This is a genomic window from Luteibacter sp. dw_328 (assembly GCF_018449605.1).
Classification (GTDB): Bacteria; Pseudomonadota; Gammaproteobacteria; order Xanthomonadales; family Rhodanobacteraceae; genus Luteibacter.
Window position 1 is genome coordinate 76663 of record NZ_JAAVUW010000010.1, and the last position, 26749, is coordinate 103411.

Genomic DNA, 26749 nt, shown 5'->3' on the forward strand with positions numbered 1-26749 from the left:
CCGCGACGATCACTTGATCTCTTCCAACTCGATATCGATGGCGAGCGAGCGGATTTCCTTCACGAGCACGTTGAAGGATTCCGGCATGCCTGCCGCCATTTCGTGGTTGCCGTCGACAATGTTCTTGTACATCTGGTTGCGGCCCTGCACATCGTCGGACTTGACGGTGAGCATTTCCTGCAGCGTGTAAGCCGCGCCGTATGCTTCCAGTGCCCAGACTTCCATTTCGCCGAAGCGCTGACCGCCGAACTGCGCCTTGCCGCCCAGCGGCTGCTGGGTAACGAGCGAGTACGGACCCGTCGAACGCGCGTGCATCTTGTCGTCGACGAGGTGGTTCAGCTTCAGCATGTGCATGTAGCCCACGGTGACCGGGCGATCGAACGCCTCGCCGGTACGGCCGTCGTAGAGCATCGTCTGGCCGGATTCCGGCAGATCAGCGAGCTTCAGCATGTGCTTGATCTCGGACTCTTCGGCACCGTCGAACACCGGCGTCGCCATCGGCACGCCGTCACGCAGGTTGTCGGCGAGCTGGATGATCTCGGCGTCCGTCATCGACTTGAGGTCGACGTGGCGCACCGCACCTTCCGCACCGGCATTGCCGTGGTTGTAGATCTCGTCGAGGAACTCGCGCAGCTTGGCCGGCTTCTCGTTGGCTTCGATCATGGCCGAGATCTTGTGGCCCAGGCCCTTGGCGGCCCAGCCCAGGTGAACCTCGAGAATCTGACCGATGTTCATACGCGAAGGCACGCCCAGCGGATTCAGGCAGATGTCGACCGGACGACCGTCGGCGGAGAACGGCATGTCCTCGACCGGAACGATCATCGACACGACACCCTTGTTACCGTGACGGCCGGCCATCTTGTCGCCGGGCTGGATGCGGCGCTTAACGGCCAGGTAGACCTTGACCATCTTGAGCACGCCCGGTGCGAGGTCGTCGCCCTGGGTGATCTTGCCCTGCTTTTCCTTGAAGCGCTTGTCGAAGGCCTCGCGATGACGCTTGACCTGGTCGGCCGCGCGCTCGAGGAATTCCGAGACTTCCTCTTCCTTGACGTTGATCTTGAACCAGTCGTCTTTCTTGAGCGTATCGAGGTAGGCGTCGTCGATGACGGTGCCACGCTTGAGGCCGCCCGGGCCGCTCATCGCCGACTTGCCGACGAGCTGCGAACGCATACGAGCGTAGATCGCGCCCTCGAGGATACGGAACTGGTCGTCGAGATCCTTGCGGATACGCTTCAGCTCGGTCTCTTCGATCTGCTTGGCGCGCTTGTCCTTCTCGATGCCGTCGCGAGTGAAGACCTGCACGTCGATGACGTTGCCGTCCATGCCCGGGGGCACGCGCAGCGAGCTGTCTTTCACGTCCGAAGCCTTCTCGCCGAAGATCGCGCGGAGGAGCTTTTCTTCCGGCGTCAGCTGGCTTTCGCCCTTCGGCGTGACCTTGCCGACGAGGATGTCGCCCGCCTTCACTTCCGCACCGATGTAGACGATGCCGGACTCGTCGAGACGGGCCAGGGCCTGCTCGCCGACGTTCGGGATGTCCGCGGTGATTTCTTCGGCGCCGAGCTTGGTGTCACGGGCGATGCAGGTCATTTCCTCGATGTGGATCGAGGTGTAACGATCTTCCTGGACCACGCGCTCGGAGATCAGGATCGAATCTTCGAAGTTGTAGCCGTTCCACGGCATGAACGCGACGAGCATGTTCTGGCCGAGCGCGAGCTCACCGAGGTCGGTCGAGGAACCGTCCGCCAGGGTGTCGCCCACCGCCACCACGTCACCGACGTTCACCAGCGGACGCTGGTTGAGGTTGGTGTTCTGGTTGGAGCGGGTGTACTTGGTCAGCGTGTAGATATCGACGCCGGCGTCGTTCTCGTCCACTTCCGACTCGTTCGCGCGCACCACGATACGGGCGGCATCGACCTGGTCGATGACACCGCCGCGCTTGGCGGACACGGTAACGCCCGAGTCACGCGCCACGGCGCGCTCGATGCCCGTGCCGACAAGCGGCTTCTGGCTGCGCAGCGTCGGGACGGCCTGACGCTGCATGTTCGCGCCCATGAGGGCGCGGTTCGCATCGTCGTGCTCGAGGAAGGGCACGAGCGCCGCTGCAACCGATACGGTCTGCATCGGCGAGACGTCCATGTAGTTGATCTCGGCCGACGGACGCAGCTCCGACTCACCGCGGAAGCGGCAGGAGACGAAGTCTTCGATGAACTTGCCTTCCTTCGTCAGGGGCGAGTTCGCCTGCGCGATCACGTGGTCGCCTTCTTCGATCGCGGAGAGGTAATCGACCTTGTCGGTCACCTTGCCGCTTTCGACCTTGCGGTACGGCGTCTCGAGGAAGCCGTAAGAGTTGGTGCGGGCGTATACGGCCAGCGAGTTGATCAGGCCGATGTTCGGGCCTTCCGGCGTCTCGATGGTGCAGACGCGACCGTAATGGGTCGGGTGCACGTCGCGGACTTCGAAGCCGGCGCGCTCACGGGTCAGGCCGCCTGGTCCAAGCGCGGAGACACGGCGCTTGTGGGTGACTTCGGACAGCGGGTTGTTCTGATCCATGAACTGCGAGAGCTGCGACGAACCGAAGAACTCCTTCACCGCTGCCGCAACCGGCTTGGCGTTGATCAGTTCCTGCGGGGTCAGGCCTTCGGATTCAGCCAGCGACAGGCGCTCGCGAACCGCGCGCTCGACGCGGACGAGACCGATGCGGAAGGTGTTCTCGGCCATTTCGCCGACCGAACGCACGCGACGGTTACCGAGATGGTCGATATCGTCGACCGTTCCGATACCGTTACGGATGTCGATGAGCACGCGCAGCACGTCGAGGATGTCGGAGGTCTCGCCCTGCTCGGCGACCAGACGCTGCGACTCTTCTTCCTTGCGCTCGCTGAAGTACTTGTGGTCGTACAACACGCCCGGACCCACGACGTCCTTGCGGCCGACGCGACGGTTGAACTTCATGCGGCCGACGCCCGAGAGGTCGTAACGGTCGAAGGTGAAGAACAGGTTGAAGAACAGGTTCTGCGCGGCATCCTTGGTCGGCGGCTCGCCCGGACGCATCATCCGGTAGATTTCGACCAGGGCCTCGAGCTGCGTGCGCGTGTTGTCGATGCGCAGCGTGTTCGAGATGTACGCACCGCGATCGAGATCGTTCACGTACAGCGTCGGCACCGTCTCGATGCCGCCCTTGCGGAACTTCTCGAGGTGGTCGAGCGTGAGCTCGTCGTTCGCCGCGGCGATGATCTCGCCCGTGTCCTTGTCGACCATGTCGACGGCCACGATGCGGCCGACCGGGTAGTCGTCCGGCACTTCGAGCGTGGTGATCTTCTCGCTGGCGAGCTGGCGAACGTGGCGCGCAGTGATGCGCTTGCCGGCTTCGACCAGCACCTTGCCGTCGATCACGAGATCGAACGAGAGGGTTTCACCGCGCAGGCGCTCGGCGACGAGGTCGAGCGTGACGCCGCCCTTCTTGCCCAGATGGAACGTGTTGTGCTCGAAGAAGATCGAGAGGATCTCTTCGTTGTTGTAGCCGAGCGCGCGCAGGAGCACCGTCACCGGCAGCTTGCGACGACGATCGATACGGGTGAACAGCGCGTCCTTCGGGTCGAACTCGAAATCGAGCCACGAGCCACGGTAAGGAATCACGCGAGCCGAGAACAGGAGCTTGCCCGAGCTGTGCGTCTTGCCACGGTCGTGATCGAAGAACACGCCCGGCGAACGGTGCAGCTGCGAGACGATGACGCGCTCGGTGCCGTTGATGATGAAGGTGCCGGTGTCGGTCATGAGCGGAATCTCGCCCATGTAGACCTCCTGCTCCTTCACGTACTTCACGGCCTTCTTCGACGCCGGGCTGTCCTTGTCATAGATGACCAGGCGCACGGTGGTACGCAGCGGCGCGCCGAAGGTCATGCCGCGGTTGCGGCATTCACGTTCGTCGAACGCCGGTTCGCCGAGCCTGTAGTCGACGTATTCGAGGGCGGCGTTGCCGGAATAGCTCGAAATCGGGAACACCGACTTCAGCGCGGCGTGGAGACCCTTCTCCTCACGCTGCTTGGAGCTGACCTGCTCCTGCAGGAATTCCTTGTACGAGTCGGTCTGGATCGTCAGCAGGTTGGGCACGCCCAGCACGGGCGGACGCTTGCCGAAATCCTTACGGATGCGCTTCTTCTCGGTAAACGAGTAGGTCATGGTGGGTACCGCCTCGGTTCAGTAGCAAAAAATAGATCGAAAATCGGAGATCGAGATTCGACTGCAGGGCATCGCTACCCTCAACTCCCGATGTCCCATTTCCGATGGACGGAACATGGAACGTGGATCTGCAAACACGATCGGTCGAACACGGCCGGGAACGGCCAAAGCCCGGGGGCTTACGCCCCCAGGCTCACTTGACGCTTATCGAACTACTGGCGCGCAAAGCGCCGATTACTTGAGTTCGACCTTGGCGCCCGCAGCTTCCAGGTCCTTCTTGAACTTGGCAGCGTCGTCCTTCGAAGCAGCTTCCTTCACGACGCCACCGGCCTCGGTGAGGTCCTTGGCTTCCTTCAGGCCGAGGCCGGTGATGGCGCGAACGGCCTTGATCACGTCGACCTTCTTGTCGCCGGCGGAGATCAGGATGACGTCGAATTCGGTCTGCTCTTCAACAGCGGCAGCAGCCGGACCGGCAGCAGCGGCAACCGGAGCGGCGGCCGAGACGCCAAAGGTCTCTTCGATGGACTTAACCAGTTCCATGATTTCCATCAGGGACTTGGCCTTGATGGCTTCGACGATCTGTTCGGTGGTCAGGGTGGACATTGTTTCTTACCTTCTGAAATGGTTTCGGTATGGAAAGTCGACGGGATCAGGCTTCGACCGGGGCTTCTTCGGCGGCGACAACGTCGCTACCACCCTGCTGGTCGGCCACGGCCTTGGCGGCGCGGGCAAACATCGCGATCGGCTCGATAAGGACGCGAGCCAGCATGGCAAGCGCTTCCTGACGGGTCGGCAGCGAAGCAAGCACATCGACGTGGGCGGCGGGAAGCAGCTTGCCTTCCACGGACACGACCTTCGCGATCAGCTTGTCGTTGGTCTTCGCGAATTCCTTGATCACGCGCCCGGCAGCACCGGGCTCTTCGAGCGAGAACGCATACAGCAGCGGACCGACCAGGGCGTCTTGGACGACCTCGAAATCGGTGCCGGCCACGGCGCGCGAAGCCAGCGTATTCTTGACAACTTTCAAGAAAACACCGGACTCACGAGCCTTCTTACGCATCGCGGTCATCTGAGAGACCGTGGTGCCTGCGTACTCGGCGGCGACCAAGGAGTGAGCTTTCGCGGCGATTTCTGCCAGCTCGGCGACTACTTCTTGCTTCTGGGACAGATTGAGAGCCATTGCACTCCTCCAATTGAACTCCGCTTGCGACTCCTGCCGCTTGCGGTCCTGGGCGACATCGTCCTGACGTCGGGGACACGAAGTGTCCCGGGTGGTGGCCTTTCCAGATTCGAAACGAATACCAGAAGGGGCAGCACCATCTACGCAGGCCAGACCCGTGGAGGCGTCCGATTAAGCGATCCCGCTAACGACGACGGCGTTTCCATGCCAACACGAGCTCCCTGCTCGTCGCCGTCGCGCGCTGATCGCGCCTACGGTCTTTGACGGCTGCACCGGACTTACGACCGGGGCTGCCTTCAAAAACGTTCCTCCGCCGGGAGACCCGGCGGAGGCCGTAAAACGAATTACTTGGTCGAGGTGTTCACGGTCGAGGTATCGACCGGCACGCCCACGCCCATGGTGCTCGACACCGAAACGCGCTGGATGTACTGACCCTTGGCTGCGGCCGGCTTGGCCTTCAGCAGGTCCGCGACCAGCGTGTTCAGGTTTTCCGCCAGCTGGGCAGCGTCGAAGCTGGCCTTGCCGATGGTGGCGTGAATGATGCCGCCCTTGTCGTTACGGAACTTGACCTGGCCAGCCTTGGCATTCTTGACGGCCGTGGCGACGTCGGCGGTGACCGAGCCATCCTTCGGGTTCGGCATCAGGCCACGGGGACCGAGGACCTGACCGAGCTTACCGACGACGCGCATCGCGTCCGGGGTGGCAATGACGCGGCCGTAGTTCAGATCGCCAGCGGCCATCTTCTCGGCGAGGTCGTCCATACCGACAGCGTCGGCGCCCGCGGCGAGAGCGGCGTCAGCCTTCTCACCCGGCGGCACGAACACGGCGACGCGGATGGTCTTGCCGGTGCCGTGCGGCAGCAGCGAGGAGCCGCGCACGCCCTGGTCCGACTTCTTCGCGTCGATACCCAGACGGACGGAGACATCCACCGACTCGGCGAACTTCGCCTTGGCGTTGTCCTTGACGATCTTCAGAGCCTCATCGAGACCATAGGTCTTGCCGGGCTGAACGGCGGCCGTGGCGGCCTTCATACGCTTCGTGAGCTTTGCCATTTCTTAACCCTCCACTACCAGGCCCATGGAACGCGCGCTGCCGGCGATCGTGCGCACGGCGGCATCCAGATCGGCAGCCGTGAGATCCGGCTCCTTCTGCTTCGCGATTTCCTCGAGCTGGGCGCGGGTGACCTTGCCCACCTTGTCGGTGTTCGGCTTCGGCGAGCCCTTGGCCACGCCCGTGATCTTCTTGAGAAGGATCGAGGCCGGCGGGGTCTTCGTGATGAAGGTGAAGGTACGGTCCGAGTAGGCCGTGATCACGACCGGGATCGGGAGACCCGGCTCGAGCTTCTGCGTGGCGGCATTGAACGCCTTGCAGAACTCCATGATGTTCAGGCCGCGCTGACCGAGCGCCGGACCGACGGGCGGCGAGGGGTTAGCCTGACCGGCCTTCACCTGCAACTTAATGTAACCAATGACTTTCTTTGCCATTTAACTTTCCTCGCGAGTGCTGGCGCCTTGCGGCTCCTCGCTGTAGACCTTCCCTGGTGGTGATGGATTCGCTTATGCGAACCCCTGAAACACGGACACGCCGGAGCATAAAGCTCCAGCGTGGACCGGGCATTATAGGCGTCCGGCGCGGGCTAAGCAACGCCCGTGCCGGATGGGTCGGGAGAACCGACCAGGAGGCCCTTAGGCCTTCTCCACCTGGCCGAATTCGAGCTCGACCGGGGTAGAACGACCGAAAATGAGCACCGCGACGCGCAGGCGGCTCTTTTCGTAATTCACTTCTTCAACGACGCCATTGAAGTCGTTGAACGGACCTTCGGTGACACGGACCATTTCGCCGGGCTCGAAGAGGACCTTCGGACGGGGCTTCTCGACACCTTCGCGGACCCGGCTGAGGATGGCCTCGGCCTCGGTGTCCTTGATCGGGTGCGGACGGTCGGCGGTGCCGCCGATGAACCCCATGACCTTCGGGGTTTCCTTGACCAGATGCCAGCATTCGTCGTCGATACGCGGCGTCTTGCCGTTGGTATCGGTTTCGATCTGCACCAGAACGTAACCGGGGAAGAACTTGCGCTCGCTGCGACGCTTCTGGCCGCCGCGCATCTCGATGACTTCCTCGGTCGGAACCAGGATTTCACCGAACTTCTCTTCCATGCCCTCGCGCACGACGCGCTCGTTCAGGGCCTTGCGAACCTGCTGTTCGAACCCCGAATAGGCGTGAACCACGTACCAGCGTTTGCTCATGCCTTACCTCAATGTCCGAGCTTAAGCAGCCAATCGAGCACGACCGTCTTCAACAACCAGTCGATCAGCCCCATTAGCAGCGAGAGAATGATGACGACCACGATGATGATACCGGTGGTCTTCAGCGTTTCGTCGCGCGACGGCCAGACGACCTTGCGCAACTCGAACTGCGACTCGGCGATGAAGCCGCGAAGCTTACGGCCAGGGACCGTAAAAGCACCGATCGCCAGGGCGGCGGCAACAGCGGCAATAACGCCAATAACGCGCGCGAAAGACGGCACGTTCGGGTTATCGCTGAAATAGTAGAAACCGACGATGCCGGCGATGAGCACGATGGAAGCAAGCGCTAGCTTGCCGATGTCGGCCGGGCCCATACCCTTGGCTTGTTCTGCCTTCGTGTTCATGCGCGCTCAAGAATGGCACGCCAGGAGGGACTCGAACCCCCAACCTGCGGTTTTGGAGACCGCTGCTCTGCCAATTGAGCTACTGGCGTACAAATGAAACAGTAGGGATGCCGGCCCCTAAGGGGCCGGCATCACGTGTATTACTTGTTGATCTTTGCCACGACGCCGGCGCCGACGGTACGACCGCCTTCACGGATCGCGAAACGCAGGCCTTCGTCCATGGCGATCGGGAAGCCCAGCGTGACATTGATCTTCACGTTGTCACCCGGCATCACCATCTCGACGCCTTCCGGCAGCTTGATCGAACCGGTCACGTCCGTGGTACGGAAGTAGAACTGCGGACGATAGTTGCTGAAGAACGGCGTGTGACGGCCACCCTCGTCCTTCGACAGGATGTACACCTCACCCTCGAACTCGGTGTGCGGCGTGACCGAACCCGGCTTGGCCAGAACCTGGCCACGCTCGACGTCTTCACGCTTCAGACCGCGGACCAGCACGCCGACGTTGTCACCGGCCTGACCCTGATCGAGCAGCTTGCGGAACATTTCCACGCCCGTGACCGTCGTGGTCTGGGTGTCCTTCAGACCGATCACTTCGGCCGGGTCACCCACCTTGACGATACCGCGCTCGACACGACCGGTCAGCACCGTACCGCGACCGGAGATCGAGAACACGTCTTCCACCGGCAGCAGGAACGGCTTGTCGATGTCACGCTCCGGCTGCGGGATCCAGCTGTCCAGCGCGTCCACCAGCTTGATGATCGACGGCACGCCGATTTCCGACTGGTCGCCGTCAAGAGCAAGACGGGCCGAACCGTGGATGATCGGGGTGTCGTCGCCCGGGAACTCGTACTTCGACAGCAGTTCGCGGACTTCCATCTCGACCAGCTCGAGCAGCTCGGCGTCGTCCACCATGTCGGCCTTGTTCAGGAACACGACGATGTACGGCACGCCAACCTGGCGCGACAGCAGGATGTGCTCGCGCGTCTGCGGCATCGGGCCATCAGCGGCCGAGCACACCAGGATCGCGCCGTCCATCTGCGCCGCACCGGTGATCATGTTCTTGACGTAGTCAGCATGTCCCGGGCAATCGACGTGGCCGTAGTGGCGCATCGGCGATTCATATTCAACGTGGGCGGTCGAGATCGTGATGCCGCGTGCCTTCTCTTCCGGCGCAGCGTCGATCGAACCGTAGTCCTTGAATTCACCGCCGAAACGCTCGGCACCGATCTTCGTCAGTGCAGCCGTCAGCGTGGTCTTGCCGTGATCGACGTGACCGATGGTGCCGACGTTCACGTGCGGCTTCTTACGTTCGAACTTACCCTTTGCCATGAGCGCTAAACTCCGCTGGAGCCAATGAGATAGTAAAAAAGGAACCGCCGCGGACGACGAAGATGGTGCTCATGACTGGAATCGAACCAGCGACCTCTTCCTTACCAAGGAAGTGCTCTACCGACTGAGCTACATGAGCACGATTACGCAGCGCGCGAAGTTACAATGGAGCGGGAGACGGGAATCGAACCCGCACAATCAGCTTGGAAGGCTGAAGTTCTACCATTGAACTACTCCCGCACTGCGCGGAACTCGTCTGGTGGAGGAAGGTGGATTCGAACCACCGAAGGCGTAAGCCAGCAGATTTACAGTCTGCCCCCGTTGGCCGCTTGGGTATTCCTCCAACATAGAACGCCTATTGTCGCGAGCGTCCCGGAAACTGTCAATAACTTCTGCAGGCGAATCAGCGTGCAATGACGGCTTCCGGAGGCCCGGACACACCGTCGATACGGGCCGTCGACGGGTGGGCCGCGAAGTGTAACGAGGTACCCCTGTGAAGGGAAGCGTTTTTACGCCTCGCGGGTCGCAAGAACCAACGGCTCCATGGCGCGCGACATCTCCATGAGCTTGAGGGCGTACTCCTGCAGGCGCAGGTCTTTCGCTTCCACCGGCTTCCACGGCGGGACCGGGGTCGGCTTGCCGCCGTCCGGCTTGTCGAGCGCCACGAAGACCATCACGCAGCTGGTCGCGAGGCGTTGCTCGCCGCTGCGCAGGTCGCGGGCCAGCACATCCACCGAGAGGTGCATGCTCGAGGTACCTGTATGGATCAGGCGGGCACGCACGGTGACCAGGTCGCCGATCAGGATGGGGGCAAGGAACTGGATGCCACTGACCGAGGCGGTGACGCAATAGGCGCCGCTCCAGCCCACGGCACAGGCATAGCCGGCCTGGTCCAGCCACTTCATCGCCATGCCTCCATGGACCTTTCCACCGAAGTTCACGTCGGTCGGCTGGGCCAGAAAACGGAATTCGACCTCACGTTGCGTGCCGGGCATGCAATTACCTTGCTCTGAAAAGTCGCATTATGGCCTCCCGACGGCTTGTCCGGCCGCCCCGGCCGGCATAGATTCGGCCCTACATACCCGTGGAACACCCGATGGTCCTTCGCAGCGTCGCCTCCCGACTCGCCCTGGCCGTCCTGCTGGGGTCGGCGATCGTCCTGATCGTCACGGGCGGCCTGCTGCTGACGCATACCCGTGAGCAGACGCTCCGGCAGACCGAACGCGAGGCTGCAGCCATCGCCGGGTCAGCCGCCAACCGCATCCAGGCGCGAATCGACGGCGTCGCCAAGGTCGACCAGGTCCTCGCCGGCCTGCTCAGCACCCGGCGCGAACAGGCGCCGGCGATCATCCACGATATCCTCCAGGCCAACCCCGAGATCGGCGACATCAGCGCCGCCTTCATTCCCCGCGACCATTCGGCGCTACGTGAAGAGGACGCCCCGGTCGCGCGGCGCAAGCCGGATGGCGGCATCATCATGGGCAGCCGCCTCAGCGATCCCGAGCCCTACTGGAGCTCGCCATGGTTCATTCGCGGCCTGAACTGCGACAACGGCTGCTGGCAGCCGCCGTTCCGTTCCACCGAGCGCAATGAGACCCTGGTCGGCTACTCCATGGCCATCCCGGGGAAAAACCTGCCGGTGATCGGTGTCGCCGACGCCACCATCAGCCTGGGTTGGCTGCAGAAGCTGCTCGGTGAACTGACCAAGCCCGAGCACGCATCGGCCTTCGTGCTCGACGCCAATGGCGAGTTCCTGGCACACGACTGGGAGTCCTATATCGGAACCCGTGGGAGCCGGCCGCTTCTCGCGGCCGTGGCGGCGAATCGCAACCCGGTACGCATCACACCGGAGGAAGGCGGCCGCGTAAGCGAGCCCGTCTGGATTTACTTCGTGCCGATCAAGGGGACGCGCTGGATCTTCGGCCTGAATATGCCGGAACGTCAGGTCCTCGCCGACCTGCGTCACACCTATATGGTCGACATCCTGCTCGGCGTGCTTGCTCTCGCCGGCGTGTCGCTGATCACCCTGGTCGTGACGCGCCGCCTGATGGCCCCGCTGGGCGTGCTGGCCGAGCGCGCGGAGAATGTCTCACGCGGCGACCTCGACTTCGCCCTGCCCGTGGTTCGCCGTAACGACGAAGTGGGCCGGCTCACCCGCGCGTTCGATCAGATGCGCCATCAGCTTGCCGGGCATATCGACACCGCCAAACGCACGGCGCGCGAGCAGGAACGCATGGCCAGCGAGCTCGAAATCGCGCGGCAGATCCAGCTCGCACTGATTCCTGAGGCCCATTGGCTTGCCGACGACGGCCGGCTCGAACTGCATGCCGCGCTGCGCCCCGCGAGCGCGGTCGGCGGCGACCTCTATACCTACTTCGCGCTCGGCGCGAGGCACGTCTGCGTCATGGTCGGCGATGTCTCGGACAAGGGCATTCCGGCCGCGCTATTCATGGCGCGCACGATCACCCTCGCACGCACGATCGCCACCCATGCGCGCTCGCCCAGCGACATCCTCGGTTCGCTCAACCGGGAACTGTGCAAGGGCAACGACACCTGCATGTTCGTCACCCTGTTATGTGGCGTGATCGAGACCGAAACCGGGCTGCTCGCACTGGCCAGCGCGGGGCACGAACAACCCGTTCTGCATGCAGGCGGGAGTGCCATCCTGGTCGATGTGGAAACCGGCCCCGCCCTCGGCCTGGACCGCGAAGCGCGCTACCCTGTACGCGTACTCACGTTGCTTGGGGGCGACACCGTGCTCATGTATACCGACGGCGTCAGCGAGGCGCACGCGGGAGACCAGAAGCTCTATGGCGCACACGCACTGCTCGACAGCGTGTCGCGCATCGAGGAGGGCGCCACGCCGGAAACCTTCGTCGAGCATGTATTGAGCGATGTCGACGCCTATGTCGAAGGTGCTGCCGCCTACGACGACATCGCCCTGCTCGCCCTGACCTGGCACGACACCAGCGCCGAGGGAGCCCGCCTCGATGCGGCTGTGCATTCCTAACCGCCTGGAGGACGTGTTCCTCGCCCTTGATCGGGCCGAGCTGACGCTCGACCTTGCCGACATCGACCATGCCTGTCGCGCCGACGTGCGCCTCGTTCTCGAAGAGCTGCTGGTGAACACGGTTCGCCACGGCTATCCGGACGGCCGCGAAGGCCGGATCGATATCCATCTCGAGATCCACGCCGACATCGTCCGTCTGGAGTTGCGCGACGACGCCGAGGCATTCGATCCACTCCAGCACGAACCGCCCGAGCTGCCCGGTGACATCGCGCACCGCGAAGTCGGCGGGTTGGGCCTCCACCTGGCGCGCAGCATCGCCAGCGAATTCGAATATGCACGCGATCCACACGGCAACCGTGTCGTTATCCGGTTCGACCCCTCCCTGTCCGACGAGCCCTCCCTATGACCCTGATCGTTCGCAGCGAAAGCCTGACCCCTGCCCGCACCACCGTCTGGCTCGAGGGGCGACTCGACGCGGCGACCTTCGGCGATCTCGACAGCGCCCTGCGTGACATCACACCCATGGTGGACAACGGCGGCACGCTGGTCATCGACCTCTCCCGCCTGGAATACATCAGCAGCGCCGGACTGCGCAGCCTCGCGCAGTTGCGCAAGCAGATGCACGACCGCGACGGCCGCACGCTGTTACTCAATCCGCAGCCGCAGGTGAAGAAGGTGTTCGAGATCGTGAAAGCGGTACCGGTGGCCGAAGTGTTCGCCAGCGTGGCGGAACTGGATCAGTACCTGGATCACATGCAGCGGCAGATCACCGGCTGACCACCGGCACGCCGGTCAGGCGTTGTTCGTATCGATGAGGCCGGCGCGGAGCTTTTCCAGCTGGCTCTTGAGACCAATCACCTCGTCGATCCCGCACCCGGTCGCGCAGAAGACATCCACCGGGACCTGACCCGCCTTCTCGCGAAGCGCCCTGCCCTCGTCGGTCAACGTGACGATGACCTGACGTTCGTCGTGGGTACCGCGCGTCCGCTGGACCAGACCTGCCGCCTGCAGCCGCTTCAGCAACGGCGTGAGCGTCGCGGAATCCAGGAACAGGCGATCGCCCAGTTCCGACACCGTGATGCCGTCGCCCTCCCAGAGCACCAGCATGACCAGGTACTGCGGGTAGGTAAGGTCCAGACCGGAAAGCAGCTGCCGGTAGACCTTGCCCATGGCCAGATTGGCCGAATACAGCGCGAAACACAGCTGCCCGTCGAGGGTACGCGGTGCTTCGATGCCTGGCGGGAGGGTGTTCTTGCTCATGATTCGAATGTAGGGTCGTGGATATTGAATTGCAAGCGATTGAATTGTGCTACCGGCACGGCCACGGGGAGTCTTCGTATCATCGGCCCAGGGCGGATCGGGAGCGACGCGTGATTTTGGGCCACCTTTGGGATTTCCTCACATCGACCTGGGTCGCGGACATCCTCGGAGTGATCGGCAATATCATCCGCGTCATCCCCTACACCCTGCTCTTTCTTCTGGGCTTCCTCATCGTGCAGGGCCTCATGGCTTGCCATGCCTCGGTCGATATAGGCAACGGACCAGCCGCTCGCGCACTCGTGCACGGCGCGTTCCTCGATAGCCCGGGACTCTGGTGGTCACTCGGTGTGCCGACCGTGCTCGTCGGGTGGAAGTGGCTGGCGAAGGTTACGGCGGGGCCGCGGGACTAGCGAAGAGTTTTTGAAAGCCTCGTCGGACGCCTTCAGTCCATCGTCAGTCAGACTTATCGACTTTGCCACCCCGGATAACCTTCAGCGCGCACCTACATCCCACCAAGGGCGGAAGTGAATGGTCGAAGCACGTCCGCCCGGGCAAGTTAGCCAGCCCACCCTGGCACTGATGACATGCCCGAGATATCGACCGAAGTCGTCGCGCTCCTCCAGTACCTGGCCCCCGGATTCCTCGTGACCTGGGTGTACTTCGGGCTGACTCCGCACGAAAAACCTTCTCAGTTCGAGCGGACGGTGCAAGCCTTGATATACACGGCCGTGGTCCAACCCCTTGTTGCACTCGAAAATCTGCTCGCCATGCGCGTCGGCGAATGGCATGCGTTCGGATACTGGACAGCCAACAGCCACATGTTCGCTGGCGCGTTGACGGCACTTGGACTGGGACTGTTCGTTGCCACGATCACCAACCACGATCTGGTACCTGGCGCACTGCGGAAGCACAACGTCACCACGAGAACATCGCATCCCTGCGAATGGTTCACCATTTTTTCGGATTATTCGCAATTCGTCGTGTTGCACCTCAGGGACAAATCCACGGTTTATGGCTGGCCAGTCATCTGGCCCTCGAACGCTGAGAAAGGCCATTTTCTAGTGACGGACGCCACTCGCAAACTTCCCGGCACCGCGGGGAACATTTCACACAGTTACGCGATGGTGATAAATGTGGCCGACGTGGCGCTCGTCGAGTTCGCGACGCCGAAGGAGAACGACAGTGAGTAAACCAGACCGCCAGACCCCTGACATCAATACGCTTTTCTATGGCCGTTTCTACAATGCAAATCCGCCGCCGCCATACCCGACCCCGCCGCCACCGCCGAGCTTCTTTCAGGCCTCTGTTCGGAATGCCCGAGTGCCGCGACCCGAGGCGCCGCCTGGCTACCGCTGGGTCCTTATCGCTGTCGAAGACATCGATCCCCGCTAACAAAAAAGCCACGGCGCGAGCCGTGGCTTTTTTGTCGAACAACAACGCCAGCAATCAGACGTTAAAGCGGAAGTGCAGGACATCGCCTTCCTTCACCAGGTATTCCTTACCTTCCAGGCGCAGGCGGCCGGCTTCCTTGGCACCCTGCTCGCCCTTGAACTTGATGAAGTCGTCGAAGGCGACCGTCTCGGCGCGGATGAAGCCACGCTCGAAATCGGTGTGGATCACGGCGGCGGCCTGCGGCGCGGTGGAGCCGGCGCGGACCTGCCAGGCGCGAACTTCCTTCTCACCGGCGGTGAAATAGGTTTGCAGGCCAAGCAAACGGTAGCCAGCGCGAATGACGCGGTTGAGGCCGGGCTCTTCGAAGCCAAGGTCCTTCAGGAACTCGTCGCGGTCGGCGTCTTCGAGCTGGCCGAGCTCTTCCTCGATCGAGGCGCAGACCGGCACCACTTCAGCACCTTCCAGCGCCGCGTGTGCGCGCACGGCGTCCAGGTGCGGGTTGTTCTCGAAGCCGTCTTCCGCCACGTTGGCGATGTACATCAGCGGCTTCATCGTGATCAGGAACATGTCACGGACGAGCGCCTTCTCTTCCGCATCGAGACCGGCCGAGCGCGCCGACTTGCCCTGGTCGAGGGCGACGCGAAGCTTCTCCAGCACCGGCTTCTTCGCCGTCGCCTCCTTGTCGTTGGCCTTGGCCGCGCGCGTCGCACGGTCCAGTGCCTTCAGCACGGCTTCGAGATCGGCCAGCGCCAGCTCGGTGTCGATGGTTTCGATGTCGGAGATCGGGTCGACCTTGTTCGCCACGTGGATGACGTTGTCGTCTACGAAGCAGCGGACCACGTGCGCGATGGCGTCGGTCTCGCGGATGTGAGCGAGGAACTTGTTACCCAGGCCCTCGCCCTTCGACGCGCCAGCCACGAGGCCGGCGATGTCGACGAATTCCATGGTGGTCGGAATGACACGCTGCGGCTTCACGATATCCGCGAGCTGCGTCAGGCGCAGGTCCGGCACAGGAACGATGCCGGTGTTCGGCTCGATGGTGCAGAACGGGAAATTCGCCGCGGCGATGCCCGCCTTCGTCAGCGCGTTGAACAGGGTGGACTTGCCGACGTTAGGCAAGCCGACGATGCCGCATTTGATGCCCATGGCGATTAAGGTCCGGTAGAAGTGATTGGTGCGGTCAGGCGACCGTATGCAGGCGTTTCATCGCCTCTTCGAACTTGCCATCCAGCGCCAGCGGCAGCACGTCGAACGCGCGCCCGATGCCGTGCATGATGGCGTCCTCGTCGGCCGCATTGGGACGGCCGAGCACCCACGGGGTGACCTTGTCCTTGTGCCCCGGATGGCCGATGCCGATCCGCAGGCGGTGAAACTTGCCGTGGCCGAGATGGGCCACGATGTCGCGCAATCCGTTCTGGCCGCCGTGGCCGCCATCGAACTTCATGCGGACGGTGCCGGGCGGGAGGTCGAGCTCGTCGTGTGCGACGAGACACTCTTCCGGCGCGATCTTGTAGTAGCGCAGCGCCGAAGCAACGGCGATGCCACTCTTGTTCATGAAGGTCGCGGGCTTGAGCAGCCAGACGGTCTCGCCACCGAGGCGCAGCTTGCAGGTTTCGCCATGCAGCTTGCCGTCGAAGGTCCAACGCTCTCCCTGATCCATCGCCAGGGCGTCGACACACCAGAACCCGGCGTTATGCCGGGTCCTGACGTATTCGGCCCCGGGGTTACCGAGGCCGACGATGAGACGTAGTGTTGCCATTGTTTCATCAGGCTTTTGTAGGAGCCGATTTATCGGCGATGGCTGGGCAATTGGACGAATCGGCATCGCCGCTCCGTTGGTTTTCGCCGATAAATCGGCTCCTACATTGCCCTGATCGCCGGTGAATCGGCTCCTACATTTGCCTAATTACTTCTTGTCGGCCGGCTTGTCTTCGGCAGCCGGTGCTTCCGCGCCTGCAGCCGGTTCCGGATCGACTTCTTCCTGGACCGACGCGACGGTCACGACGGCAACGTCGTGTTCCTTGCCCAGGCCCAGTTCCGGGATTTCCACACCGGCCGGCAGCTTGAGGTCGGACAGGTGGACGATATCGCCGGCGGACAGCTTGGCAAGGTCGAGTTCGATGAACTCCGGGAGGTCCTTCGGCAGGCACGAGACGGTGACTTCCGTCAGGTTATGCGAAATGACCAGACCGGCGGTCTTGCCGGCGGGCGACTTTTCCTGGTTCAGGAAGTGCACCGGCACGGCGACCTTGAGGACTTCGTTCTCGTTGACGCGCTGGAAGTCCATGTGCAGCATGAGCTGCTTGAACGGGTGCTTCTGCCAGTCCTTGATCAGGATCTTCTGCAGCTTGCCGTCGACCGTGAGGTCGATGACCGAGGAGTAGAAGGACTCGAAGCGCGAGCCGAGCAGGACGTCGTTATGCAGGACCTGAACGGCCTGCGGTGCTTCGGTGCCGCCATAGATGACAGCCGGTACGTAGCCAGACAGGCGGAGGCGGCGGCTCGCACCCTTCCCCTCGACCTTGCGGCTGGTAGCCGTGAGCTTGTGATTCGTTGACATGGTGTTGCCTCAGTGTTGAAAGCCGCCTTCCGGCGACTGGTAAAGGGCTCCTCCGCGACCAGGGGAGCCCGAAAAACGATACGTCAGTCGATGTAGAGCGAGCTCACCGATTCGCCAAAGGCGATGCGGCGGATCGTCTCCGCGAGCAGCTCCGCTACCGACAACTGGCGGATTTTCGCACAGTCGCGGGCGTTGTCGCGCAACGGCAGCGTATTGGTGACCACCAGCTGGTCGAGCTGGGAGCCTTCGATGTTCTGGATCGCCGCACCCGAAAGCACCGGATGGACGCAGTACGCGACGACCTTGCGGGCGCCTTTTTCCTTCAGCGCCGCCGCAGCGGCGCAGAGCGTACCGGCGGTGTCGACGATGTCGTCCACCAGCACGCAGGTCTTGCCTTCCACGTCGCCGATGATGTTCATGACCGTGGCCACGTTCGCCTTCGGACGGCGCTTGTCGATGATCGCCAGGTCCGCGTCGTCGAGGCGCTTGGCCAGGGCGCGGGCGCGCACCACACCACCGACGTCCGGGCTGACCACGATCAGGTCATCCATGCTGTGGTGACGCCAGATGTCGGCCAGGAGCACCGGTGAGGCATACACGTTGTCGACCGGGATATCGAAAAAGCCCTGAATCTGGTCGGCATGCAGGTCGATGGTCAGAACGCGGTCGGCACCCGCCGTCGCAATCATCTTGGCAGCCAGCTTCGCCGTGATCGGCACGCGCGCCGAACGCGGGCGTCGATCCTGGCGGGCATAGCCGAAATACGGCATCACCGCGGTCACGCTGCCGGCCGATGCGCGCTTGAGCGCGTCGATCAGCACCAACAGGTCGAACAGGTTCTCCGCGCTGGGGGCGCCCGTCGGCTGAATGACGAAGACCTCCTGCTTGCGAACGTTTTCCTCGATCTCGATCTGAGCCTCGCCATCGCTGAACCGGCCGACGAGGGCCTTACCCAGCGGAATACCGAGACGGGCGGCGACATCGTCGGCGAGCAGGCGGTGCGCATTGCCACTGAACAGCATCGGGGTGGACGTATCCACGTAGGAACTCCTGGCGTGAGAGAGGGATGGATCGGCTCTGCCACCGCGAACGGTGGCTGGGGCGGCAGGATTCGAACCTGCGTATGCGGGAATCAAAATCCCGTGCCTTAACCAGCTTGGCGACGCCCCAACAAATACGTTCTGCCGCAGCCCGCGGCCTTTCCCGTCCTTACGACACGATGCCCGAAGCCTCGATCCGTTGCCGCGCGATGTGCAGCGGCGAGGGGTCGATACCCGCCGCCACATGGGCCCTGAAGCCCCTGGGACAGCGCGAGGCGACCGCAAGGGCCGCCTCGTGGGTTCTCGTTTCCAGAAAAATGCAACCACCACTGCCGGACAGGCGCGCCTGGCCGAAGCCACCCAGCCAGTCCAGTGCAGCCGCTACCTGCGGGTGACGCGCGCGAACCACCGGTTCGAAGGCGTTCTCCGCAGAATCCCCAGAAACAAAGGATGAAATTGTCGCCCGCGGGGCATTTCGTGTCAATTCGGTGGCTTTGAAAAGCGCGCCGGTGGGCACGTTCTCGCGGGGGTCGACCACGACATACCAGCGGCGCGGCAGACGCATCGGGGTCAGTTGTTCGCCCACCCCCTCGGCCCAGGCCGAGCGCCCCCTGACGAAGACCGGGACATCCGCGCCGAGCCTGACACCGAGCGCCGCCAGGGCGTCTTCATCAAGGCCGGTGCGCCACAGCAGGTTCAGGCCGACAAGCACGGACGCCGCATCCGAACTGCCGCCCCCCAGCCCACCGCCCATGGGAATGCGCTTGGCGACCTCGATATCCGCGCCCAGCTCGGTCCGCGTCTCAGCGGCCAGGAGACGCGCGGCGCGAACGGTCAGGTCCGCGTCTTCGGGAACGCCACTGATGGGATTGGGCCGCGTAATGACGCCGTCGCCGCGAATCCGCAGCCTCACCTCATCGCCCCAGTCCAGCAGGCGGAAGACGGTCTGCAACTCGTGGTACCCGTCATCGCGGCGACCGACGATGCGAAGAAAGAGGTTGAGCTTGGCCGGAGCGGGCCAGACGGTCCAGTCGCCCTCCTCCAACGGCGCCAGCGGGCGGCTCATGAACACGCGCAGGTGGTCGGGGAAGCCATTTTCACGGTCACGCGCAAGCGCGCGGGCGAGCGCCGGCGCGTGCTTGTCGACCACGCTGAAGCCATGCTTGGCGTAGAACGGCGCATTCCAGGGCACGTCGGCCAGGGTACCGAGGTCAACCCGGCGATACCCCGCCTCGCGAGCCCACCGGCAGGCATGCTCGAGAAGCGCCGCACCAATGCCCTTGCCGCCGAAGGCCGGGAGCACGTCGATCTCCGCCACCCCGATCGTATCGGGCAGGCCATCCGTATCGAGGCACACGAAGCCCACGATCTCTTCGTCGACCGTGGCGACCCATACGAGGCCACGGACGATCAACTCACGAACAACGTCGCCGGGCAGCGCCATCGAGGAATAGCTGTGCCACGCCTCGTGTCCACGGAACAGCTCGACGGCCGCCCGCTCGATGGCACAGAGGCGCTCGGCGTCGTCCGCGAGAGCGCGGGAGATCTGGAAATTCATCATGGGCCGGGGTGCTTCGACAGGGGCGGAGTATAGCGGCGGGGGCTATCGCCCGAACGACCAGTTCTCCACCGATAGCCTGACCTTGTATGGCGCCTTTTCCGCGAACACCCGCGTAGGCATCGCCGGTTGCCGCGTCACGTCCCACTGCTTGTAGTCGACGGTCCAGCCATCCTGAACCAGGCGCGACGGCAGCCGGTCGTCTCCGAAGGCGATGTCCGCCGGCCCGGTATCGGCGCGCAGGCCAAGCGCCCAGCGCTTCAGCTCTGCCAGGGGAATCTGCCAGCCCACGGTGCTCGCCATGAGGGATTCCGCGTCGGCGCCGCGGCGCGGGCCGCCATCCAGACCCGCCAGCTCGGCGCCGTCAGGACCGCCGGTGAGCCGGAACGTACGGCCGGTGATCGGTCCACGCACGGTAAATTCGTAGCGTTCGCCGTCCTGCCGCCAGGTCAAGGAGCCGGAGTTGCTGTCCTTGCCGTCACTGACGGACAGTTTGCCCTCGAGCGTCCAGTGGTCGGTATCGGCGAGGCTGCGTTCGCGCTGCTCCTGCATGCCGAGCGTGGCCGCGTCGCCCTGGATGCGCACCGGAACCCTCGTGGTGGCGCAGGCGGCAAGCAATAGCATTGGCAGCAGGACGACGCTTTTCGGTAGGAACCTCAAGGGCTGAGCTTCCGTTCGGTCCGCTCCAGGGAAGCGTTCTTGGGATCGATGCGGCGCACTTCGTTGAGCACCTTGCGGGCTTCGTCGTGCTCGCCACGGTCCCACAACACTTCGGCGAGGTGCACGCCGATGTCCGCGTCCTTGCGCTTGAGCCACGCGCTGCGCAGGGTGTTCTCCGCCTGGTCGAGCTGACCCTGGCGGAACTGCAGCCACCCCCAGGAATCGGCGACGGACGGGTCGTCCGGACGGGCACTGCGGGCTGCCTCGATGAGGCTTTGCGCCTCGCCGAGATCGCGATCGTTGTCTGCCAGCGTGTAGCCGAGCGCGTTACTCGCTTCGACGTCGCCCGGCTTGAGCTCCAGCACCTTGCGGAAGTCGGCGACCGAAAGATCGATCTTTCCCGCCTCAGCGTAGGCGAGGCCGCGACCGTAAAGCATGTCGGTATCGTCAGCCTTGACGCGCAACGCCTTGCTGTATGAGGCGGCGGCGGCATCGAACTGACGGGCGTCCATGTACAACTCGCCGTCGAGCGCGAAGGCCTTCAGCAACTGCTCCGGGCGATCGGCATAGGTGGTCTGCAGCTCGGCGACGATCTCATGCGCGTCATCGTCCTTGCCTTGCGTGTGAAGGACAACGGCGCTGCGAACCGACGCGTCGTAAATGTGGGGATCGTCGTCGCCGACCGCCGCGTACCAGTCCAGCGCGTCCTCGTCCTTGCCGAGTAACTCGGCCAACTGGCCCAGGGTGAAGGCGTTGTCGGATTGGACATCGTCAGGCCGGTGGCGAATGTCTTCGTAGAGGCGCGCCACGGCCGCCTTGTCATTCGCACGGGCAGCGAGCGTCATCCGCATCGTGTAGGTATCGCTGTCCTGGGGGCCCGCTGCGAGCAGCTTCGCGGCTGCCTTCTCGTCACCGCCCTGAGCCAGAACACTGGCGTAGGCCAGGCGCAGGCGGGTGTTCTTCGGATCCTTGGCGACGGCCTTGGCGAACAGCTTCTTCGCACCTTCCTTGTCGCCGGCACGAAACTTCTGCTGCGCGGCCCAGGCGTAGGTGGTGCCGTCATGGAAACGCGCCATGGCGCCATCCCCGATAGCCTTCGCGTAATCGTGGCGGCCCAGGTTCTCGCCCAGCTCGCTCATCGCCAGCCAGGCACTCGAATCGTTCGGCAGTCGCTGCGGTGTGGCGATCTTCTCGAGCAGCACGCCCGCCTGGGCGGCGTCGCGCGCGCTCATCAGGGTCCGGCCGATGTCGCGCCAGGCGTCCGCATCACCGGTGGCGATCATGGCGTCGAGCTGGCGCTCGGCCTCTGCCGTATCCCCGCGATCGAGGGCCACCCTCGCCCTGCCCTCGGCCAGATCGAGCGGCTTGGCGTGGAGTGCCGCCCAGCGGTCCAGCGCCCTGGTGGCCGCGGCCTGGTCGTGCACCGCCAGGGCCAGCTCGGTCGCCCGCCCGGCAACGCGGGGGTCGTCACTGAGCTGCGCCGCCTTGCCGTACGCGTCGGCGGCGGCCTTGAGATCGTTGGCGGCCAGCGCAAAGTCACCTGCCATGAGCTGGGCCTGGACATCGCGCTCGGGTGGCAGAATGGCCACCTGGAGCCGATCGAGGGGCTGGACGCCGGTTCGGGTCGCTCGGGGCGCCTCGTGGGGCGCCACGGCACACCCGGTCGCGGCGGCCATGAGGCTGGCCAGGACCACACAATGCCGCAGTTGCTTGAACTTGAACCGACCGCTCAGCACACTAGTCTCCGTCATAATCGATAGGGCGCTGCAAGAGCCACACGCCTTGTTAGCGCACAATGCGCCCTTAGCTTAGCCGACGCCACCGAAGCCGACTCACGCCCGTCATGCCACTCATCGCCCTCGGGCTCAATCACCTCACCGCGCCGGTCAGCCTGCGTGAACAGGTGGCATTCGATGCCGCGGTGGCTCCGCAGGCGCTGGACGACCTTGTCCGCCAACCGGGTGTCGAAGAGGCCATGATCCTCTCCACCTGCAACCGCACCGAGCTGTACTGCAGCGTGACCGAAGGCTTCGAGGCCGTGCCGCGCCAGTGGCTCTCACGTCAGCACCGATTGACCCCACAACGCCTGGACGAGTTCCTTTACCGGCACGACGAACAGGAAGCGGTACGCCACATGTTCCGCGTCGCCACGGGGCTGGACTCCATGGTGCTGGGCGAGCCGCAGATCCTCGGCCAGGTGAAGGACGCCTACCAGCAGGCCCGCACGGCACAGAGCCTGCGTGCGCCGATGGAACGCCTGCTGCAACATACCTTCGCCGTGGCCAAGCGCGTCCGCACCGATACCCGCATCGGCGCGCACACCGTTTCCGTGGCGTACACCGCCGTGCGACTGGCCGAACAGGTATTCACCGACCTGCGCCAGGCCTGCGTGCTGCTGATCGGTGCCGGCGAGACGATCGAACTGGCAGCGCGGCACCTGTCCGACAAGAAGGTGCGCCGTCTCATCGTGGCCAACCGCACGCTGGAGAACGCCCAGGAACTGGCCGGCCGCTACAGTGGCTACGCCATCGCGCTGGCCGACCTGCCCCGGCACCTCGCCGAGGCCGACATCGTCATCACCTCGACCGCCTCGCGCCTGCCCGTGGTGACGAAGCAGATGGTGGCCGACGCCATCGCCGCCCGCCGTCGCCGTCCCATGTTCATGGTGGATATCGCGGTCCCGCGCGATATCGAGCCGGAAGTGGCCCATCTCGACGACGTGTATCTCTACGGTATCGACGATCTCAAGCAGGTCATCGACGAGAACCGCCGCTCGCGTGAGCTTGCCGCCCGCGAAGCCGATGCCATCATCGACCTCCAGGTCGATCGCTACATGTCCTGGCGCCGGGCCCTGAGCCTGCGCAATCCCGCCGTGGACATGCGCGTCGCCGCCGAAGCCCAGCGCGACGAGGTCCTGGCCAAGGCCCAGGCCATGGTCGCCAGGGGCCGCTCACCGGACGAGGCCCTCGCCTTCCTCGCCAACACCCTGACCAACAAACTGCTTCACGCCCCTAGCGCGCGCCTGCGGGACGCCGCGCTTTCCGGCGATCTCGACCTGCTCCATGCGGCCGGCCGGCTGTACGGACTGGACCCGGACGACGACATTTCCGCATGATGTGCGGCTCCTGCCACACCCCGTGCCCCGAATGACCCCCTCGATCCGCCGCAAACTCGAAGCCCTGGCCGAGCGATACGAAGAAATCGGCCTGCTGCTCGCGCAGCCGGACGTGCTCGCCGACGGCCAGCGTTTCCGCGACCTCTCGCGCGAATATGCGCAGCTGGAAGCGGTGACCCTCTCGCTGAAAGACCATGACACGGCCGAGCGCGAGCTGGCCGAGTCCCGGGTCATGCTCGACGACGCGGAAATGCGTGAGATGGCGGCCGATGACATCGCGCGGATCGAAGCCCATCTTCGCGTGCTCGACGCCGACCTGCAGTTGCTCTTGCTGCCCAAGGACCCGCGCGACGACGGCAACCTCTTCCTCGAGGTTCGCGCCGGCACCGGTGGCGACGAAGCCGCTATCTTCGCCGGCGACCTGTTCCGCATGTACGTCCGCTATGCGGAACGGCAGCGCTGGCACGTGGAGATCCTGCACGCCAATGAAGGTGAGCATGGCGGGTACAAGGAAGTCGTCGCGCGCGTCGAAGGCCGCGGCGCGTACTCGAAGCTGAAGTTCGAATCGGGCACGCATCGCGTGCAACGCGTGCCGGAAACCGAGTCCCAGGGTCGCATCCATACCTCGGCGGCAACGGTAGCGATCCTGCCCGAGCAGGACGAGGTCAACGACATCGACATCCGCGACGGCGACCTGAAGGTCGACACCTTCCGCGCATCCGGTGCCGGCGGCCAGCACGTGAACAAGACCGACTCGGCCATCCGCATCACCCACCTGCCCACCGGCACCGTGGTCGAATGCCAGGACGAGCGCAGCCAGCACAAGAACCGCGCCCGCGCGATGAGCCTGCTGAAAGCCCGGCTCCTCGACGCCGAACGCAGCAAGCTGAGTGCCGCCCAGGCCGAGTCGCGGCGCCTGCAGGTGGGCTCGGGCGACCGCAGCCAGCGCATCCGCACCTACAGCTACCCGCAGGGACGGATCACCGATCACCGCATCAACCTGACCCTCTACCGTCTCCTCGAGACCATGCAGGGCGATCTGGACGAGTTGATCGATACGCTCACCCGCGAGCACCAGGTCGACGAACTGCAGACATTGATCGGCGCGGACTGACGAGCGTCGCTCGCGCAAAACTTACATTTCCTGCCTCACAATGCCGGTCACCTCCCCGTAAAACGGACGCGAACCGATGGGCAAGAAGAAAAAGAAAGCCTACGAGCACGACCTCGAGGCCCTGCAGATCGAACTGGTCGGCCTGACGCGCTGGCTGCGCGCGACCGGCAAACGCATGCTGGTGATCCTCGAAGGGCGCGATGCCGCGGGCAAGGGCGGCACCATCAAGGCGATCACGGACAAGCTGGACACCCGGGCCGCGCGCGTCGTCGCCCTGGGCAAGCCATCGCACACCGAAGAAAGCCAGTGGTATTTCCAGCGCTATGTCACGCAGCTGCCCGCCGCCGGTGAGCTGACGATTTTCGATCGCAGCTGGTACAACCGTGCCGTGGTCGAACCGGCCATGGGTTTCTGCACGGAAGAACAGTACGACGCCTTCATGAAGGCCTGCCCCGCCTTCGAGAAACTGCTCACCGACGACGGCATCATCCTGTTGAAGTACTGGCTCTCGGTCGATCAGGAACCCCAGGAAGAGCGCTTCGCCGAGCGTGCGGCCGATCCCCTCAAACGCTGGAAACTCTCGCCCGTGGACCTCAAGGCCCGCGAGAAGTACGCCGAAATGGGCGACCTGCGCGACGCGATGATCCAGCACACGCACACCGCCGATGCACCGTGGTTCGTCGCCGACTTCAACGACCAGAAAGAAGGTCGCCTGAACCTGATCCGCCACCTGCTCGATCAGGTGCCCGACAAACTCACGCCGGACAAGGAATTCGACCTTCCGCCGCTGAAGGGCAAGCTCAAGAAGGACAAGGTCACCGCCAAGGCGGAGAAGGTACCGAAGGTCTACTGACGCACGGCGGCGCGACGCACGGGCGCCCTGCGAGGCAGGCGTCCGCTTCGCGACAACCGCAACCATTGCCGCAAGGCGAGCAAGCCGCCCGCCGACTCGATCATCGCCGCGGGCACCCACATGATCACGCCGCCGATCAACTGGCCGGTGAGGACGTTGAGGGTGAAGGCGCGTCCGCAGATTTCGAAGATCGGATAGAGGTCGGTCTTCGAAAAGGTGACGATCGCGCCGGCGACGATCTGCGGCGTCATGGTGATCGCCGGTGACAGCACCCGGATCCCCGGTGACATCCGCCCCGGTGGCTTCGGCCGATGGTCCAGCACGATCCACCAGTAGGCCAGCCCCGAGAGCACCATCGACCAGTTCATCGCGCGATAGATCCGCCAGTCGAGCATCGCCATGGTCTGCATGTCGGGAATGAGCCAGACCAGGATCAGCGCGACGAAGAACAGGGTGACAAAGGCCGGATGGAACAGGCACCCGGCGGCCACACGCCATATCGACGATTGCCCGGCACGGCGCAGGCGAACACGCAGCGGCAAAGGCAGCCCGGCACGTAGCACCGTTCCGGGATACGCCGCGATGATCAACAACGGCGCGAGATGATGCAGGAGCACCTGCTGGATGCGGTGCATGAAGAACTCATGCTCGGCGTAGTAATCGAAGTAGGTGTGCAGCGCCACGTAGACCATCGCCATGCCGACCCAGAACGCCGCCTGGCGCAACGGGGCCACGTGCAGACGCCTGCTACCGGCGACGTACGCCACGGCCACGGCAAGGAAAACGATCAGGAACACCCAGGAGAATTCCCAGGGGACGATCCACTTCATGACGCCGGCGCCCATGC

At 64.0% G+C, this 26749-nt stretch carries 26 protein-coding genes and 5 tRNA genes; 8 read left to right on the forward strand and 23 right to left on the reverse strand.

The window, feature by feature from the left end; translation table 11 throughout:
* Positions 1 to 9 precede the first annotated feature (9 nt).
* From rpoB to HB634_RS21275, 13 genes are all read right to left on the reverse strand, one after another.
* Positions 10 to 4179: a DNA-directed RNA polymerase subunit beta gene (rpoB, locus tag HB634_RS21215; protein WP_063570530.1), complete on the reverse strand. Its 4170-nt coding sequence runs from the start codon at positions 4177 to 4179 to the stop codon at positions 10 to 12.
* A gap of 234 nt (positions 4180 to 4413) precedes the next feature.
* Complete coding sequence (gene rplL, locus HB634_RS21220; RefSeq protein WP_046969517.1) at positions 4414 to 4782, reverse strand: 50S ribosomal protein L7/L12; 369 nt, start codon at positions 4780 to 4782, stop codon at positions 4414 to 4416.
* Between the two features lie 46 nt (positions 4783 to 4828).
* Complete coding sequence (rplJ, locus tag HB634_RS21225) at positions 4829 to 5359, reverse strand: 50S ribosomal protein L10 (protein WP_063570531.1); 531 nt, start codon at positions 5357 to 5359, stop codon at positions 4829 to 4831.
* A 344-nt stretch (positions 5360 to 5703) separates the two neighbouring features.
* Positions 5704 to 6411, reverse strand: a complete 708-nt coding sequence (rplA, locus tag HB634_RS21230; protein ID WP_063570532.1) for a 50S ribosomal protein L1 — start codon at positions 6409 to 6411, stop codon at positions 5704 to 5706.
* Between the two features lie 3 nt (positions 6412 to 6414).
* Positions 6415 to 6843: a 50S ribosomal protein L11 gene (gene rplK, locus HB634_RS21235; RefSeq protein WP_046969514.1), complete on the reverse strand. Its 429-nt coding sequence runs from the start codon at positions 6841 to 6843 to the stop codon at positions 6415 to 6417.
* Between the two features lie 201 nt (positions 6844 to 7044).
* Positions 7045 to 7605, reverse strand: a complete 561-nt coding sequence (gene nusG, locus HB634_RS21240) for a transcription termination/antitermination protein NusG (protein WP_063570533.1) — start codon at positions 7603 to 7605, stop codon at positions 7045 to 7047.
* Positions 7606 to 7613: 8 nt separating this feature from the next.
* A complete protein-coding gene (gene secE / locus HB634_RS21245) occupies positions 7614 to 8009 on the reverse strand; it encodes a preprotein translocase subunit SecE (protein ID WP_063570534.1) in 396 nt (131 codons plus the stop codon).
* 13 nt (positions 8010 to 8022) lie between these two features.
* Positions 8023 to 8098: transfer RNA gene (locus HB634_RS21250), tRNA-Trp, on the reverse strand.
* A gap of 51 nt (positions 8099 to 8149) precedes the next feature.
* A complete protein-coding gene (gene tuf / locus HB634_RS21255; RefSeq protein WP_063570535.1) occupies positions 8150 to 9340 on the reverse strand; it encodes an elongation factor Tu in 1191 nt (396 codons plus the stop codon).
* A 63-nt stretch (positions 9341 to 9403) separates the two neighbouring features.
* A tRNA-Thr gene (locus HB634_RS21260) sits at positions 9404 to 9479 on the reverse strand.
* Positions 9480 to 9506: 27 nt separating this feature from the next.
* Positions 9507 to 9580: transfer RNA gene (locus HB634_RS21265), tRNA-Gly, on the reverse strand.
* A 17-nt stretch (positions 9581 to 9597) separates the two neighbouring features.
* Positions 9598 to 9683: transfer RNA gene (locus HB634_RS21270), tRNA-Tyr, on the reverse strand.
* Between the two features lie 166 nt (positions 9684 to 9849).
* Entirely contained in the window at positions 9850 to 10335 is a 486-nt protein-coding gene (locus HB634_RS21275; protein WP_159892979.1) for an acyl-CoA thioesterase, read from the reverse strand.
* Between the two features lie 101 nt (positions 10336 to 10436).
* On the opposite strand from HB634_RS21275, the gene HB634_RS21280 reads away from it, so the two are divergent.
* Genes HB634_RS21280 through HB634_RS21290 form a run of 3 tightly spaced genes read left to right on the forward strand, consistent with a single transcriptional unit; the run spans position 10437 to position 13127 of the window.
* Positions 10437 to 12350: a SpoIIE family protein phosphatase gene (locus HB634_RS21280; RefSeq protein WP_213950022.1), complete on the forward strand. Its 1914-nt coding sequence runs from the start codon at positions 10437 to 10439 to the stop codon at positions 12348 to 12350.
* A complete protein-coding gene (locus tag HB634_RS21285; protein WP_063573788.1) occupies positions 12331 to 12756 on the forward strand; it encodes an ATP-binding protein in 426 nt (141 codons plus the stop codon). The genes HB634_RS21280 and HB634_RS21285 overlap by 20 nt, the downstream gene beginning before the upstream one ends.
* Positions 12753 to 13127: an STAS domain-containing protein gene (locus HB634_RS21290; RefSeq protein ID WP_063573787.1), complete on the forward strand. Its 375-nt coding sequence runs from the start codon at positions 12753 to 12755 to the stop codon at positions 13125 to 13127. The genes HB634_RS21285 and HB634_RS21290 overlap by 4 nt, the downstream gene beginning before the upstream one ends.
* A gap of 15 nt (positions 13128 to 13142) precedes the next feature.
* Here the strand turns inward: HB634_RS21290 and HB634_RS21295 are convergent, their stop codons facing one another.
* The gene (locus HB634_RS21295; protein WP_213950023.1) at positions 13143 to 13610 is read right to left on the reverse strand and encodes a MarR family transcriptional regulator; all 468 of its coding nucleotides are present in this window, start codon (positions 13608 to 13610) and stop codon (positions 13143 to 13145) included.
* Positions 13611 to 13720: 110 nt separating this feature from the next.
* On the opposite strand from HB634_RS21295, the gene HB634_RS21300 reads away from it, so the two are divergent.
* Both HB634_RS21300 and HB634_RS21305 read left to right on the forward strand, forming a co-directional pair.
* Positions 13721 to 14020, forward strand: coding sequence for a hypothetical protein (locus tag HB634_RS21300; RefSeq protein ID WP_213950024.1), 300 nt, complete (start codon positions 13721 to 13723; stop codon positions 14018 to 14020).
* Positions 14021 to 14194: 174 nt separating this feature from the next.
* Positions 14195 to 14800, forward strand: coding sequence for a DUF6338 family protein (locus tag HB634_RS21305; protein ID WP_213950025.1), 606 nt, complete (start codon positions 14195 to 14197; stop codon positions 14798 to 14800).
* 256 nt (positions 14801 to 15056) lie between these two features.
* On the opposite strand, the gene ychF is transcribed toward HB634_RS21305, so the two are convergent.
* From ychF to HB634_RS21345, 8 genes are all read right to left on the reverse strand, one after another.
* Positions 15057 to 16148 carry a redox-regulated ATPase YchF gene (gene ychF / locus HB634_RS21310; RefSeq protein ID WP_213950026.1) on the reverse strand — a complete coding sequence of 364 codons (1092 nt, stop codon included), beginning with the start codon at positions 16146 to 16148 and terminating at the stop codon, positions 15057 to 15059.
* A 34-nt stretch (positions 16149 to 16182) separates the two neighbouring features.
* A complete protein-coding gene (gene pth / locus HB634_RS21315; protein WP_063573734.1) occupies positions 16183 to 16761 on the reverse strand; it encodes an aminoacyl-tRNA hydrolase in 579 nt (192 codons plus the stop codon).
* A 147-nt stretch (positions 16762 to 16908) separates the two neighbouring features.
* Positions 16909 to 17562, reverse strand: coding sequence for a 50S ribosomal protein L25/general stress protein Ctc (locus HB634_RS21320; RefSeq protein ID WP_213950027.1), 654 nt, complete (start codon positions 17560 to 17562; stop codon positions 16909 to 16911).
* An 83-nt stretch (positions 17563 to 17645) separates the two neighbouring features.
* A complete protein-coding gene (locus tag HB634_RS21325) occupies positions 17646 to 18584 on the reverse strand; it encodes a ribose-phosphate diphosphokinase (RefSeq protein ID WP_213950081.1) in 939 nt (312 codons plus the stop codon).
* Between the two features lie 71 nt (positions 18585 to 18655).
* Positions 18656 to 18732 (reverse strand) — tRNA-Gln (locus tag HB634_RS21330).
* Between the two features lie 39 nt (positions 18733 to 18771).
* Positions 18772 to 20160 carry a 4-(cytidine 5'-diphospho)-2-C-methyl-D-erythritol kinase gene (gene ispE / locus HB634_RS21335; RefSeq protein WP_213950082.1) on the reverse strand — a complete coding sequence of 463 codons (1389 nt, stop codon included), beginning with the start codon at positions 20158 to 20160 and terminating at the stop codon, positions 18772 to 18774.
* A 45-nt stretch (positions 20161 to 20205) separates the two neighbouring features.
* Positions 20206 to 20820 carry a lipoprotein insertase outer membrane protein LolB gene (gene lolB, locus HB634_RS21340; RefSeq protein ID WP_255548732.1) on the reverse strand — a complete coding sequence of 205 codons (615 nt, stop codon included), beginning with the start codon at positions 20818 to 20820 and terminating at the stop codon, positions 20206 to 20208.
* Complete coding sequence (locus HB634_RS21345; RefSeq protein ID WP_345777523.1) at positions 20817 to 22556, reverse strand: tetratricopeptide repeat protein; 1740 nt, start codon at positions 22554 to 22556, stop codon at positions 20817 to 20819. Before HB634_RS21345 ends, lolB begins: the two co-directional genes overlap by 4 nt.
* Positions 22557 to 22663: 107 nt before the next feature.
* Here HB634_RS21345 and hemA point away from each other — a divergent pair, with 107 nt between their 5' ends.
* From hemA to ppk2, 3 genes are all read left to right on the forward strand, one after another.
* On the forward strand, positions 22664 to 23935 hold the full coding sequence (gene hemA / locus HB634_RS21350; protein ID WP_213950028.1) for a glutamyl-tRNA reductase: 1272 nt from the start codon (positions 22664 to 22666) through the stop codon (positions 23933 to 23935).
* Positions 23936 to 23966: 31 nt separating this feature from the next.
* A complete protein-coding gene (gene prfA, locus HB634_RS21355; protein WP_213950029.1) occupies positions 23967 to 25049 on the forward strand; it encodes a peptide chain release factor 1 in 1083 nt (360 codons plus the stop codon).
* A gap of 76 nt (positions 25050 to 25125) precedes the next feature.
* Entirely contained in the window at positions 25126 to 25902 is a 777-nt protein-coding gene (gene ppk2 / locus HB634_RS21360; protein WP_213950030.1) for a polyphosphate kinase 2, read from the forward strand.
* On the opposite strand, the gene HB634_RS21365 is transcribed toward ppk2, so the two are convergent.
* Positions 25896 to 26747, reverse strand: coding sequence for a cytochrome c oxidase assembly protein (locus HB634_RS21365; RefSeq protein ID WP_063573915.1), 852 nt, complete (start codon positions 26745 to 26747; stop codon positions 25896 to 25898). The genes ppk2 and HB634_RS21365 overlap by 7 nt on opposite strands.
* Positions 26748 to 26749: the final 2 nt, after the last annotated feature.